Source organism: Bradyrhizobium sp. PMVTL-01, assembly GCF_051861855.1.
Lineage (GTDB): Bacteria > Pseudomonadota > Alphaproteobacteria > Rhizobiales > Xanthobacteraceae > Bradyrhizobium.
Map to the genome: position 1 here is coordinate 7,182,943 of NZ_CP193982.1, position 13,864 is coordinate 7,196,806.

Annotated in this window: 8 protein-coding genes and 1 pseudogene; 1 reads left to right on the forward strand and 8 read right to left on the reverse strand. The window is 64.9% G+C overall.

What is annotated here, in order from left to right:
• The first annotated feature begins 89 nt into the window (after positions 1–89).
• On the forward strand, positions 90–1,313 hold the full coding sequence (locus ACRQ5Q_RS34685; protein WP_439399928.1) for a polyhydroxyalkanoate depolymerase: 1,224 nt from the start codon (positions 90–92) through the stop codon (positions 1,311–1,313).
• A gap of 3 nt (positions 1,314–1,316) precedes the next feature.
• Here the strand turns inward: ACRQ5Q_RS34685 and ACRQ5Q_RS34690 are convergent, their stop codons facing one another.
• The 8 genes and pseudogenes from ACRQ5Q_RS34690 to ACRQ5Q_RS34725 form a co-directional block, all read right to left on the reverse strand.
• On the reverse strand, positions 1,317–4,685 hold the full coding sequence (locus ACRQ5Q_RS34690; RefSeq protein ID WP_439394411.1) for an adenylate/guanylate cyclase domain-containing protein: 3,369 nt from the start codon (positions 4,683–4,685) through the stop codon (positions 1,317–1,319).
• 309 nt (positions 4,686–4,994) lie between these two features.
• Complete coding sequence (locus ACRQ5Q_RS34695; protein ID WP_439370116.1) at positions 4,995–5,510, reverse strand: hypothetical protein; 516 nt, start codon at positions 5,508–5,510, stop codon at positions 4,995–4,997.
• A gap of 341 nt (positions 5,511–5,851) precedes the next feature.
• Positions 5,852–7,707, reverse strand: a pseudogene (locus tag ACRQ5Q_RS34700) (ABC transporter ATP-binding protein).
• 198 nt (positions 7,708–7,905) lie between these two features.
• The gene (locus ACRQ5Q_RS34705) at positions 7,906–8,832 is read right to left on the reverse strand and encodes a 2-hydroxyacid dehydrogenase (protein WP_439394413.1); all 927 of its coding nucleotides are present in this window, start codon (positions 8,830–8,832) and stop codon (positions 7,906–7,908) included.
• Between the two features lie 13 nt (positions 8,833–8,845).
• The gene (locus ACRQ5Q_RS34710) at positions 8,846–10,174 is read right to left on the reverse strand and encodes an NAD(P)/FAD-dependent oxidoreductase (protein ID WP_439394415.1); all 1,329 of its coding nucleotides are present in this window, start codon (positions 10,172–10,174) and stop codon (positions 8,846–8,848) included.
• A 40-nt stretch (positions 10,175–10,214) separates the two neighbouring features.
• Positions 10,215–11,090, reverse strand: coding sequence for an ABC transporter permease (locus tag ACRQ5Q_RS34715; RefSeq protein WP_439370120.1), 876 nt, complete (start codon positions 11,088–11,090; stop codon positions 10,215–10,217).
• 3 nt (positions 11,091–11,093) lie between these two features.
• Positions 11,094–12,044 carry an ABC transporter permease gene (locus tag ACRQ5Q_RS34720; RefSeq protein WP_439370121.1) on the reverse strand — a complete coding sequence of 317 codons (951 nt, stop codon included), beginning with the start codon at positions 12,042–12,044 and terminating at the stop codon, positions 11,094–11,096.
• 27 nt (positions 12,045–12,071) lie between these two features.
• Positions 12,072–13,763, reverse strand: a complete 1,692-nt coding sequence (locus ACRQ5Q_RS34725) for a peptide ABC transporter substrate-binding protein (RefSeq protein WP_439370122.1) — start codon at positions 13,761–13,763, stop codon at positions 12,072–12,074.
• Between the last annotated feature and the right edge of the window lie 101 nt (positions 13,764–13,864).

Sequence of the window (13,864 nt, forward strand, 5' to 3'; positions counted from 1 at the left end):
GCAAGCGATGTGCCAATTTTGCGGGCGGCCCTGCTCCCGTCTGGCTTCGATATTGCATGACGACAGCGGGACAGGGTGGGCGTTTCAGTATGATGTCGATGTATTATCAAGCCTTTCAGAACCATATGGATCTGACGGCGCCGTGGCGGGCGGGCGCCTCGTCCGCGCTGAAATTCCTCAATCTGGCGCCCCAGGGCATGTCGCACCAGGTGGTCGGCCGGCTCTCGGCGGCGCTGGAGCTGATCTCGCGCTCCACCCTCACCTATGACCGCCCGGCCTACGGCATCGACGGCGTGATGGTCGGCAACCGCGAGGTCGCCGTCCGCGAGGAGATCGCCTACGCGACGCCGTTCGGCTCGCTGCTGCACTTCAAGAAAGACGACGTGGGCGAGCAGCCGCGCATGCTGCTGGTGGCGCCGATGTCCGGCCATTTCGCGACGCTCCTGCGCGGCACCGTGCAGACGCTGCTCCAGGACCACGACGTCTACATCACCGACTGGCACAATCCGCGCGACATTCCGCGCAGCGAAGGCCGCTTCGGGCTCGACGACTACACCGAGCATCTCATCGACTTCCTGGGACAGCTCGGGCCGCGCCCACACATGGTCGCGATCTGCCAGCCCTCGGTCTCGGCGCTCGCGGCCGCCGCGATCATGTGCGAGGACAATCATCCGTCCCGACCGGCGACGCTGACGCTGATGGCAGGTCCGATCGACACCCGGATACAGCCGACCAAGGTCAACGAGTTCGCCAAGAGCAAGCCGATCGAGTGGTTCGAGCGCAACCTGATCAACTATGTTCCGGTGCAGTGCCGCGGCGCGCTGCGCAAGGTCTATCCCGGCTTCGTGCAGCTCACCGCGTTCGTCTCGATGAATCTCGAGCGTCACATCAAGCAGCATCTCGACCTCGCCAACCACATCGCCAAGGGCGAGAAGGAGAAGGCGGCAACCATCAAGACCTTCTACGACGAATATTTCGCCGTGATGGATTTGCCTGCGGAGTTCTACATCGAGACCGTTCGCGACGTGTTCCAGGAGCACCTCCTGCCGCAAGGCAAGCTGATGCATCGCGGCCGTCCCGTGAACACCAGGGCCGTCAGCCGCATGGGGCTGATGACGGTCGAGGGCGAGAAGGACGACATCTGCTCGATCGGCCAGACGCTCGCGGCGCAGGACCTCTGCACCGGCGTGCGCGCCTATCGCCGCGTCCACCACATGCAGGCCGGCGTCGGCCATTACGGCGTGTTCTCGGGCAAGCGCTGGAACAACGAGATCTATCCGCTGCTGCGGGATTTCGTGCACGTGAATTCGTGACGGTCATCTCTGTCCAAACGACGACCGGCCAAGGGAAACGGCACGCGCCTCGTGCTCTTGCGCGAGCAACTCTTTCGCTTCCAGGAGCTCCGGAAGATCTCGCTCCGCCTCGAATTCGGCGATGATGGGAGCGAGCAGTTCAGACATCGCACCCGCTCGGCCGTTTGACTTGCACAGGCGTGCAAGCTCAAGCGCGCTACGCAGCTCGAAGGTCTTCGTCTGCTGGCGTCGCGCGATGTCCAGCGCTCGCCTGAGATCGTCTTCGGCACCGCTCGACGAACCATGGCGCGACAAAAGTTTGCCGCGGACACGATGCAGTTCGGCATCGAGCCAATGCTGACCGGACTGTCCGGACCGGGCGATCAGTTCGTTCAGGATTTCCAGCCCGGTCTCGACCTGGCCGACCTCTGCATTCGCCACCGCGACATGCATCCCCCAAAACGGTTCGCAGAGGTAGCAATCGTTCTCGTGCAGCAAGGTCCAGCCCTGACGCATGTCCGCCAGCCCGGCCATCCGATCGCCGGCACGCCACTTGGCCAGGCCATTCAGGTAGGTGCCCGCGGCAACGTACAGCGGCATGGTGTGGTCGCGCGCGAGACCGAGCGCCAGGATCGTCTCCGTTTGCTGCAACATGCCCCCGCATACCCCGTCGAACACGGCGCGATGAACCAGCGCATTGGCCTGGGACAGCGCCCGCTTTTCTCCCGAAGACCCCACCGCTTCGGCAGCGAGCTTGCGCGCGCGAGCGATGATACCGAGCGGCCAGAGGACCAGGGCAAGGAATCTCATGATCACGAACGGCAGATCCAGCGCCGAAGCCCTGAACGTCGCAGGATCCGGTTCGGCACCATAGATCGCCAGCGCCTGCTCGAGATGCGTTCGCGCGCTCACGTAATCGCCGGAAAACCAGCAGGTGACGCCGCCGGTCCAATGGGCGACGACGGCGGCCACCGGCGAGTCCGGTCGTCGGTGCGCGGCGCTCCTGATGGCATCCGCCAGCTCCCGCATCGGAGCGAGTTCGCCGTGTGTCAGGCAGGCATTGAAGAGCCCCGAATGGATCGGCGCAAGTTCAACGGGATCATCGATGTCGGCTGCGAACTGGCGCGCACGCGTCCACGCCGCGACCGTTTCAGGTGCGCTGTGCCCGAGGCTGCCCCGCAAGGCACGGCCATATGAGATTTGAAGATGCAGCCTGCTGATCATCCGGCGGGGATCGTCAGGCAACTCGTCGGCGGTCGCAATGGCCTTGCCGAGATGTGCGATCGCCTCGGAATAGGCAGAGCGTTTCAGCGCCTGCTGGCCCGCCTTGCGCCACCATTCGAGGGCGACCTCGCTCAGCCCCGCTTCGGTGAAGTGGTGCGCGAGAACCTCCGGCTCGGTCTCGGCGACGACTGGAAACTTCTCGCGCAGCACATCGCCAATTCGCGTGTGAAGCAGCTGCCGTTTGCTCTTGAGCAGGCTCTCGTAGGCCGCTTCCTGAACGAGGGCGTGCTTGAAACTATAGTTCGCTTCCGGCGGAGCCCCGCGACGCAACAGCAGTTCGGCCTCTTCAAGCTGTGCCAGCGCATTGGTCAGCGTCAGATCATCGCGTCCCGCCACGTATTTCAGCAGCGCGTAAGAGAAGTCGCGCCCGATGGCGGCGCCTATCTGCGCCACCTCCTTGACCGGAGCGAGCCGGTCGAGCCGCGCCATCAGCGAATCCTGCAGCGTCGCGGGAATGGCAAGCGGCGGGAGCGGACTACTCAGGCGATAGCGCCCGGCATCCTCGACGAGCAGGCCGGACTCCAGCACCATCTTGGTCAACTCCTCGACGAACAGCGGCACGCCATCGGTCTTGTCGATGATCTGCTTCATCATCTCGCGCGGCAGCTGGCGACCGACGACCACCTGTTCGACCAGCGCGCGTGTGTCCTGCCGATCGAGCCGGTCGAGTCGCAACAGTCCGACATTGGCAAGGCCCGACCAGGAAGGCTCGAACTCCGGCCGGGATGTCATGAGCACGAGGATCGGCAATGCCCTGATCCGATCGACCGCGAGATCGAACAGTTCGAGTGTGGTGGCATCTGCCCAATGCAAATCCTCGCAGATGATCAGCAGAGGCTGATCTCGCGCCAACCCCTCGAGCTGATCGAGAAGGGCGGCAAATGTCTGTCGCCGCTGCTGCGCCGGGCTCAAGCCAAGGGGCGGGCAATGGTCGCCGGTTGGAATCGAGAGCAGAGCCGCAATGAGCGGCGTTGCCCGGGCGACCTGCTGGGTTCCAAGCGCCAGCATTGCCTCGAGCCTGTCGAGCTTTTGTTCTGGCGTGTCCTGCGGGCGGATTCCGGCGGCGCGCTCGAGCTGCGCGACAAAGGGATGCAGCGCAGTGTTGGTATGGTAAGGCGAACACTGATACCGCACCCGACGGTGCACCCCCAACGAGGGACTTTCGGACAGCGTTGCGACAATGCGCGACTTGCCGATGCCCGCTTCGCCGGAAATCAATACAATCTGGCCCTGGCCCCGCCATGCCTCCCGCTGGCGCGAGAGAATGAATTCGATCTCGTCCTTGCGGCCGACAAAGCCGATCGAGCGCGCGGCGCGGACCGCCTCGAAGCGGCTCTCGGATGCGGTCGCTCCTTCCACCGCCCACACCGCGATGGGTTCGCCTATCCCCTTGACTTCGCGGCGGCCGAGATTGCGGAAGGTGAAGAGATCCCCAAGCAGCCGGCGCGTCGACGATGCAACGACGACCACTCCCGGTTCCGCAAGGCTCTGAAGCCGCGCAGCGAGGTTTGGCGTATCGCCGACGGTTGCGTGCTCCTCCGACGCATCTCCGCTGATGAGGTCGCCAACCACCACAAGCCCGGTCGCAATTGCGATCCGCAGCTCAACCTTTTCGCCCGCGCCTGTCCTGAGCTGGCGAACCGCGGAGATGACGTCGAGGCCCGCTCGCACTGCGCGCTCCGCATCGTCTTCGTGGGCGCGCGGATAGCCAAAATAGACGAGTATCCCGTCACCGACGAACCTGGCTATCCTGCCGTCATAAGCAGCAATGACGCGCGCGCATGCGGCGCGGTAGGCCCGGATCACTTCCCACATATCCTCGGGATCGAGGCGCGCGGAGAGCGCAGTCGAGCCGACCAGATCGCAAAACATCACGGTGAGGTGGCGCCGCTCGGCGTCATGACGAGGAGCCGGCGATGCGATCAACGCGGCTGGATCGAGCTCGGCAATGGCACGCAGCATCTTGCGGCGATGACCGAGCAGGACTCCGAGCTTTTCAAAGTCTTCGTCCATCAGCTCGGGGAGGACGCCCACATCGATCCCATTTTGGGCAAAACGCTCTGCGTATTGCCCAAGCCCCAATTTCTCGAGCCACTCCGCAATCTGCATTGGCTCCACCGATCGTGTGGCTGGCGGTTAGCAGAATTTTGGACCACGGCGCGGGAACAATATCCCAACGCCGCCGTGATGGCACGTCTTGTTTGTTGTGCGAGAATTTAGGTTACTCGGTACCGGTACGGTTTCGACCAGGACAGTGCTCGATGCGAACGGCTGCGCTACCAAAATCGCTGACGCGCCGCGTTGCTCGGCAGAGGTTGCGAAGAGCCTCACGACTCGTTCCGGGCTCGAAGCCGAACCGAGGCTGCGGCTATCGTTCACATACAATTTCGAGCGGACGTTTTCGTGAGCGGACCTCCTTCATCCCTCGTTCGTGGGCGCGTCGTGGCTGCGAGCCATCGTGCCCGCCGCAACTTGAAGCGAAGAACCAACCACCCAGCAGCCGGCGACAAAGCCTATCAGGCCGTTCGGCAGATTTTGATCAAGGACAAGGATGCTGACCGACAGAGTTGCGGCAACCGCCGCGCCGAACGTTCCGGCGGCACTCATGATCTCAGCCGGCTCGGAGCCGTTCCATTCTTCCGAGATGCTCGATGTCGGCTTGCGTGCGACATTTCCGGACAAGTCAATTCCGACATAATAACTGAGAGCGCCGTAGAGCATTGTCAGGAGCACGATCCAGCCGCTTTCGAACAGTTCGCCCTTCTGACGCAGCAGGGCTGCACCCACATAGAGGCCGCAAGAGGCTCCAACGGCCGCCAGCCCGATTCTTTCGAGAACATGGGCCGACTTGATCAGACTCGAGCGGGCGATCCGAAGACCGCCGACGTGCCTTCTTAGGGAAAAGGCGCTGGAAATTGCGCTACTTATCTTCATTGGGGGCTCCTTCTGAGTAATTGGCAGCCTCTTGCCGACCCCAAATAGAAGCTGCCGGGACGCGTTTCTCGATGCCCTTGATTCCAATTTCTGAAAGATCTGTGCTGAGTGATGGGGCTGGCTTGCTCGTGAGCAAGACGAGGAGCCAATCCAAAGCTGCGAGCACGCGGCTGCGCAGTCATTGCAACTCACCCGCGTCGTCAATTAAATCCGGGTGCGGCAATTTCTTGCGACAAGTGTTAGTTCAAATTGTAAGGGACCGACTATGAAGCGGTTCACAGACCGGCGCTTCCTGTCGCTCCATGCGGTCACGATTTCCGGAGGACGCGTGGAACTCGCGGTCAGACCGACCACTCCTCACCCCACACCTGCACCACGTGGCCAGGCGAGACTTCGCGATATTGCCGCACCGGCGGCTGGTAATCCGGTGCGCGCACCGGGCTTCTGATCTCGTCGTTGGAGGCTTCACGCTTCGTGCCGCGACGCGACGGATCGGGCACCGGCACGGCGGCCATCAGCTTTTTCGTGTAAGGATGCTGCGCATTGCCGAACACGGCAGCGCGCGGGCCGATCTCGACGATCTCGCCGAGATACATCACCGCGACCCGGTGGCTCATCCGCTCGACCACCGCGATGTCGTGGGAGATGAAGAGATAGGCAAGGCCCATGCTGGCCTGAAGGTCGAGCATCAGATTGACGACCTGCGCCTTGACCGAAACGTCGAGCGCGGACACCGCTTCGTCGGCGACGATCAGCTTCGGCCCGAGCGCGAGCGCGCGCGCGATGCAGATGCGCTGGCGCTGGCCGCCGGAGAATTCATGAGGGAAACGCGTGGCCGTGTCGGCCGCAAGTCCGACACGCACGAGCAGGTCGGCGACCTTGTCCCGCGCCTGCGCGGCAGTGGCGAGCCCGTTGGCGAGCAGCGGCGCGGCGATCGCCGCGCCCACCGACATGCGCGGATTGAGGCTCGCGAACGGATCCTGAAACACGATCTGCATATGCTTGCGGAAGTCCCGCAAGGTGCGGCCGCTCATCGCCAGCACGTCCTGGCCGTCGATCAGGACGGTGCCGCTGTCGGGCTCCGTCAACTTGAGGATGGAGCGGCCCGTGGTCGACTTTCCGCAACCGGACTCGCCGACCAGCGCCAGCGTCTCGCCGGCGCGCAGGGTGAAGGAGACGTTCTCGACGGCGTGCACGCGGCCGGAGACCTTTCCGAACAGTCCCGAGCGGATCGGAAAGCGCGTGGTGAGGCCTGAGACTTCCAGCAGCGGCCGCTCGGCGATCGAGACCGTATCGGGGGTCTCCATCGGCTCGTCCGAGGTGCCGGTCACCTTGTCGACGATTGGGAAACGCATCGGCCGCGGCCGTCCGTTCATCGAACCGAGCCGCGGCACGGCAGCAAGCAGCGCGCGCGTATAGGGATGCGAGGGCGCGGCGAAGATGCGCGAGGTGGCGTCCGTCTCCACCGCCTGCCCGCCATACATCACCACGGTGCGATCAGCGATCTCGGCGACCACACCCATGTCGTGGGTGATGAAGAGGATCGACATCTCCTCCTCCTGCTGAAGCTCCTTCAGCAGTTCGAGGATCTGCGCCTGGATGGTGACATCGAGCGCCGTGGTCGGCTCGTCGGCGATCAGAAGCTTCGGCTTGCAGGCGAGCGCCATCGCGATCATCACGCGCTGGCGCATGCCGCCGGAGAAGCGGTGCGGATGCTCGTGGAAGCGCGATTTCGCCGCGGGGATGCGGACGCGATCGAGCAGACGGATAGTCTCCGCCTCCGCCGCCGCCCGCGACAGGCCGCGATGCTGGATCAGCGCCTCCGCGATCTGGAAGCCGATCGTGAGCACGGGATTGAGGCTCGTCATCGGCTCCTGGAAGATCATGGCAACGTCGTTGCCGCGGACGTCCTTCATGCTTGCTTCCGGCAGCGTCAGGAGATCGCGCCCGGCGAGCCCGACGCTGCCCTCGACGCGGCCGATCTCTTTCGGAACGAGCCGCAGGATCGAGAGCGCGGTGACGCTCTTGCCCGACCCGGACTCGCCGACGATCGCCACGGTTTCTTGTGGCGCGATGTCGAACGAGACGTTGCGGACGACGGGAAGGACGTGGTCAGCCCGGCGACCGACAGCACCGGCAGCACCGGCGCCTGTGCTTCGGCAGCAATCTGGTCGGATGCGTTTGCGCCGATGCTCATGCGAAAACCCTAGCCTGCCGCGGAGAAGGTGTGCTCCCTCCCCGCTCGCGGGGGAGGGTTGGGGAGAGGGTGCTTCGACAATCGAGAACCCCCAAGAGGAGAGAGCCCTCACCCGCGCCTTCGGCGCGACCTCTCCCGCTTGCGGGAGAGGTGTGCTGAGCGCGTGGCTGCACCGATGCTCTCATGACCATCGAGCCCTCAGTATCCACGGCTGCGATCGACCAGCCCCGGCAAGGACTCGCCGCGGCGGTGTCGCGCGATGGTATCGAGCACGTAGTCGACCGCCGTTTCCGGCTTTGTCGTGCTGGCGATGTGCGGCGTCAGGAGAATGCGCGGATGAGTCCAGAACGGATGGCCCGCCGGCACCGGCTCGGGCTCGGCGACGTCAAGCACTGCAGCCGACAGCACACCGCTGTCCAGCGCCGCGAGGAGGTCCGCCTCGACCAGATGCCCGCCCCGCCCCACATTGAGCAGCCGCGCACCGCGCGGCAAGCGCGCGAACAGCTTTGCGTTGAGGATGCCGCGCGTCTCCGAGGTCAGCGGCAGCAGGCAGACCAGAATGTCGGCTTGCCCCAGGAACTCCGGCAAGGCGTCCGCGCCCGCATAACAAGTGACGCCGTCGATCTCCCGCGGCGAGCGGTTCCAGCCGGAAAGCGAGAAGCCGAACGATTTGATCCGTTCGAGCACCGCCTGACCGAGCAGGCCGAGTCCCATTATGCCGACACGCCGCTCGCTCGTGTACGTCGCCGGAAGCTCGCGCCAGACCTGATCGCGCTGCTGGGCGATGAACTGCACGAGATCGCGATGCAGCGCCAGCACCGACATGCAGGCATATTCGACCATGCGATCGGTGATGCCGGGCTCCATCATGCGGACCAGCGGAACATGCGGCGGCAACTTGGTGATGTCGAACTGGTCGACGCCGGCACCGACCGAGAAAACCAGCTCGAGATTGGGGAACGTCGCCGCGATATCGTCCGGCGGCACCCAGGTCACGAGATAGCGCACCTCCGCCGGATCGCCGATGTCGGGCCAGAGCCGGAACGGCATGTCGGGGGCGCGCTCCGCGAAGAAGCGGGCCCACTCCGCGCCGCGCACCATGTTGGCCTTGTAGAGAACCGTCATGTCACGGGCATCCTCAGAACGGGCTGACCGGCGCGAGCCGGCGGCCGTCGATCATGCGCTTGTGGCTATAGGCGGCGGGATCGACCAGCGGCATCGAGCCGGTCACGATATCGGCGGCGAGCTTGCCGGCTGCAGGGCCGATGCCAAAGCCGTGGCCGGAGAAGCCGGTGGCCAGGAAGAAGCCCGGCAGCGCATCGACCGGCGAGATCACCGGAATCGTATCCGGCGTACAGTCGATCGTGCCGCCCCAGGCTTCCGCGATCTCGATGTCCTTCAGCTCCGGGTTCGACTTGATCAGCGAAGCGAGCGCCGCATTGACCAGCGACATGTCGGGCGCGGGATCACGCACGCGCTCGGCCTCGAACGGCGACGGCTTGTCGAAGCTCCAGCTCGTGCCGCGCATGAGCTGGTCGAAGAACGACTTGCCGAACGACAGCTTCAATCCGTTCTTGCGATGCTGGTAGGTCGGCCAGAAGGTCCGTGCGTAGCGGAACAGGTCGGGCGACAGCTCGACCGTGCCGCGGTTGCGCAGCGCCAGCGTGAAGCCGCCGTCGAGCCGGCGGCGGATACAGTAGAAGTCGGTGCCGAGCGCGCCCGAGGTGATCTCCGGCGCCGGCGTGGTCCGGCAGGCGGTCGCGTTGACGAGACCGATCGGCAGCTCGATGCCGTGGCGCCGGCAGAACAGCGACGACCATGCGCCGCCCGCCAGCAGCACGGATTGGGTGCGAATGGTGCCCTTCTCGGTGACCACGGCACTGACCCTACCGCCTGTCGTCTCCAGCCCGCGCGCGGCGCAGCCCTGGTGAATGGTCACGCCCTGCTTGCGCGCGGCGGTGGCGAGCGCGGGTACGGCCATTGACGGCTCGGCGCGGCCATCGCTCGGCGTGTGCAGACCGCCCACCCATTTGTCGGCATTGCCCGGCAAGCGCTCGGCGACTTCGGCCGGCGTCAGCACTGTGGAGTGCACCTGCTGCTCGCGCGCGATCGCGGCCCACCGCTCCCAGCCGGCGAGCTCGTCCTTGCTCTTGGTGAGGAACAAGACGCCGGTGCGGCGGAAGCCGGCGTCGACGCCGGCATCGTTCTGCATGTCCTCCCACAGCCGCAGCGCCTCGCGCGCGAGCGGAATCTCCTCGCGGGCGCGGCCCTGCTGGCGGCACCAGCCCCAGTTGCGGCTCGACTGCTCGCCGCCGAGATGGCCTTTCTCGACGAGGGCGACGGATTGGCCCTTCTTCGCCAGATGATAGGCCGCGGACACCCCGATGACGCCGCCGCCGATGACGACGACGTCGGCCTGCGCCGGCAGGCGTTCGTCGCTGTTTATACGGTTGAGCGGCGGGGACATGGGGAACTCCTGGCATTCAGTTCGGTCGAGCTCTTGCTCGTCATGGGACGTTCATTCGTGGATCGAGCGCATCGCGCAGCCCGTCGCCGAGAAAGTTGAAGCTGGTCACCGCGAGCGTGATCGCGACACCCGGCACGATCGCGAGCCACGGCGCGCTGGTAAGATAGATCTGCGCGTTGTTGAGCATGTTGCCCCAGCTCGCGGCCGGCGGCTGGATGCCGAAACCGAGGTAGCTGACATAGGATTCGAGCAGGATCGCCTTGGCGACGTTCAGCGTCGCGGCCACCACGATCGGCGCGATCGCATTGGGCACGAGCTCGCGAAACATGATCCGCAGGTTCGACGACCCGAAGGCCAGCGCGGCGACCGCGAATTCACGTTCGCGCAGCGACCGCACCTGGGCTTCGACGACGCGGGCAACGGCCATCCAGGCGGTGGCCGCGATCAGCACGGTGGTGGTGACGAGGCCGGGCTCGGTGAGCGCCGCGAGCGCAAGCAGCAGGAATATCGTCGGAAAGCACAGCACGGCGTCGACGAGCCGCATCAGGACCGCACCGACGGCGCCCCCATGGAAGCCGGCGAAGGCGCCAACCACGATGCCGATCGCCATCGCCATCACCATGGCGACGATGCCGATCGAGAGCGAGACGCGCCCGCCCATCATCAACCGCGCCAGCACGTCGCGGCCGAGCTCGTCGGTGCCGAGGATATGCGCGCCCGACAGCGGCGGCGCGAACCGCTTCATGATGTCGATATAGGTGTCGTCGAACGGCAGGAGATAGGGCCCCAATGCCGAGCCGAGAAGGAGGACGAGAATGATCAGCGCACCCGCAAGCGCAAGACGGTGGCGGCAGAAGCGCCGCCACGCGGCCTGACCGGGCGTGCGCTGGACAGTGGAGAGAGTCGCAGTCGCCATCGGCTAGCCCACCCGGATACGCGGATCGACGACGGCATAGAGGATGTCGGCCAGCAGCGAGCCGATCAGCACCATGGTCGCCGAAAACATCAGGATGCCCATCACCACGGGATAGTCGCGGTAGCCGATGGAATCGAGGAAGAGACGCCCCATGCCGGGCCAGGTGAACACGGTCTCGGCCACCAGCGCACCGCCCAGCAGTGTCGGGAACTGCAGGCCGGCCACCGTGATGATCGGCAGCAGCGCGTTGCGCAACGCGTGCACGGTGAGGATGCGCCATTCCGGCATGCCCTTGGCGCGCGCGGTGCGGATGTAGTCCTGGTTGATGACCTCGAGCATCGAGGAGCGCATGAAGCGCCCCCACATCGCGGTCTCGACCAGCGCCAGCACCATGGCCGGCGCAATCAGATGATGCAGCAGGTCGAGGAAGGAGCCGTCGCCGATGGTCTGCCGGTTGCCGGCCGGGAGCCAGCCGAGCTTCACCGAGAACACGTAGATGGTGACGAGGCCGAACCAGAAGGTCGGAATCGACAGCGCGATCATGGCGCCGACGGTGGCGAGCGTATCGAACACCGAGTAGCGGCGCAGCGCGCCAAGGATGCCGATCCAGCAGCCGAGCAGCACCGCGATGATGGTTGCCGTCGCCATCAGCTCCAGCGTCGCGCCGAGATGCGAGGAGATCACCGCCAGCACGGCCTCGCCGTCGCGATAGGACTTGCCCCAATCGCCTTTCAGCATGCGGCCGAACCAGTCGAGGTACTGGATCGGCAGCGGACGGTCGAGGCCAAGCTGCTTCGTGACGCGGTCGAGGTCCTCCTGCGTCATCTGGCCGGAGACGGCAAACTGCGAGAGCGGGCCGCCCGGTGCGAGATGCAGAATGGCAAAGCCGATCGCCGAAACGATCACGAGCAGCATGATCGCCTGCGCCAGGCGATTGGCGACATAGCGGGCCATCTCAGGCGATCCAGCCGGCCTGAGACATCAGGCCCAATACCATTCGCGCATGTTCCAGCTGTTGATCGACATGTTGATGTTGGGACGGAAGCCTTGCAGCCCCTCTTTGATGCCCTCGGCGATGAAGCTCTGGAACAGCGGCAGGATCGCAAGGTCGTTGCGGATGAGCTTTTGCAGCTCGCCATAGGTCGCCTTGCGCTGCGCCAGGTCGAATTGCTTGGCGCCTTCGGAGAGCAGCCGGTCGGCCTCCGCGTTCTGGTATTGATAGGTGTTGTAGCCGCGGCCGCCCTTGGCGGGAATGGCACCGGAGCCGAACCGCGGCGTCACGTCGGGGTCAGAGCCCAGCATGAAGTTCACGCCGACGATCACCGAATTGAACTTCGATTGCTGCCAGAAGTCGCCCCAGATCACGGCCGCCGGCATGTTGTTGACGCGCATCGTGGCGCCGATCGCCCGCCAGTCCTGGATCAGGAGTTGCTGGCACTGCTCGCGCACGGCACTGCCCGCGGTCGTCGAGTTGGTGAATTCGAGCTTGACGCCGCCCTTCTCGCGAATGCCGCTGGAGCCGCGCAACCAGCCGGCGGCGTCGAGCAGCGCGTTGGCCTTGGCAGGATCGTATTTGTGCTGCGGCAGCCCTTGCTGGAACGACCACGCCTGCTGCGGCACAAAACTCTCGGTCTGCGTCGGCAGGCCGTAATAGAGCGCATCGATGATCGCCTGCTTGTTGATGCCGAGATAGAGCGCCTCGCGCACGGCGCGATCGGCGAAGGGACCGAACTCCAAATTGGGCGCGATATGCTCCACCGAGGAGGTCGAGGAGACGAAGATCTTGCGGCCTTTGAGCGTCTTCGCCTCCTGCACGAAGTTCGGCAGGATGCCCGCAAGGCCCGTATAGTCGATCTGTCCGGTGCGGAACTGGGTGTAGAGCACGGTGAGATCGGGAATGTACTTGAAGACCACGCGTTCGACGTACGGCCCCTTGCCGTGATAGCCGGTGTGGGCATTCAACTGGATATGATCGCCGGGCACGCGCTCACCCCAGCGGAACGGGCCGGTCCCAACCGGCGCGTTGTGGAATGGCGAAGCGTTCGGATCGGACGCCTTCTCGAGGATGTGCTTGGGCACGATGAAGGTGAACGACGCCAGGATCGACATGTAGGGCGAATAGGGCGCTTCCATCCGCCAATGGATCTCGTCGGGCGCCACGACGGTGATGTCCTTGACCAGGCTATGGCCGACCCGGCTCCGCGCGCGGAAAGCGGGATTGTTGATCAGCTCGATGGAGAATTTGACGTCCTCCGCCGTGAACGGCGTGCCGTCGTGCCACTTCACGTCGCTGCGGAGCTTGATCTTCCAGGTCAGGCCGTCGGCCGACAGGCCGCCATTCTCGAGGGTCGGGACTTCGCGGGCGAGGTCGGGAACGAAATTGCCGTCGGGATCGATGTACCAGAGGGGCGAAAACACCTGCCACCAGATGCCCTGATCGACCTCGATGCCCGGCATCAAGGGATGGAAGACGGTCGGCTCTTGCGACAGCGCCGCGATCACCTGGCCGCGTGGTTTGTCCGGCGGGCTGGTCGGGCGCTCGGTCTGCGCGAAAGCGCTGCGTGCGAGACTCCATCCCGCCGCGGCACCGGCGCCCAGCTGGAAGAACTGACGGCGATTCGGAACACCGAGATGCACTGCCCCAACGCCGAACTTGCCGGTGTCGTCTGCCATGACCCACTCTCCTTGTCGCACGCGGCACCGTCTCCCGCGCCCCCGAGACCCCGGCAAGGGACAAGGAGTGGGCTTTAGTGCTTCTAAATTTTTCAATCAAA

Excerpts from the sequence above, each read along its gene's own strand:
- ACRQ5Q_RS34685 (WP_439399928.1), top strand. The coding sequence starts at position 90 with ATGATGTCGATGTATTATCAAGCCTTTCAGAACCATATGGATCTGACG.
- ACRQ5Q_RS34690 (WP_439394411.1), bottom strand. The coding sequence starts at position 4,685 with ATGCAGATTGCGGAGTGGCTCGAGAAATTGGGGCTTGGGCAATACGCA.
- ACRQ5Q_RS34695 (WP_439370116.1), bottom strand. The coding sequence starts at position 5,510 with ATGAAGATAAGTAGCGCAATTTCCAGCGCCTTTTCCCTAAGAAGGCAC.
- ACRQ5Q_RS34705 (WP_439394413.1), bottom strand. The coding sequence starts at position 8,832 with ATGACGGTTCTCTACAAGGCCAACATGGTGCGCGGCGCGGAGTGGGCC.
- ACRQ5Q_RS34710 (WP_439394415.1), bottom strand. The coding sequence starts at position 10,174 with ATGTCCCCGCCGCTCAACCGTATAAACAGCGACGAACGCCTGCCGGCG.
- ACRQ5Q_RS34715 (WP_439370120.1), bottom strand. The coding sequence starts at position 11,090 with ATGGCGACTGCGACTCTCTCCACTGTCCAGCGCACGCCCGGTCAGGCC.
- ACRQ5Q_RS34720 (WP_439370121.1), bottom strand. The coding sequence starts at position 12,044 with ATGGCCCGCTATGTCGCCAATCGCCTGGCGCAGGCGATCATGCTGCTC.
- ACRQ5Q_RS34725 (WP_439370122.1), bottom strand. The coding sequence starts at position 13,763 with ATGGCAGACGACACCGGCAAGTTCGGCGTTGGGGCAGTGCATCTCGGT.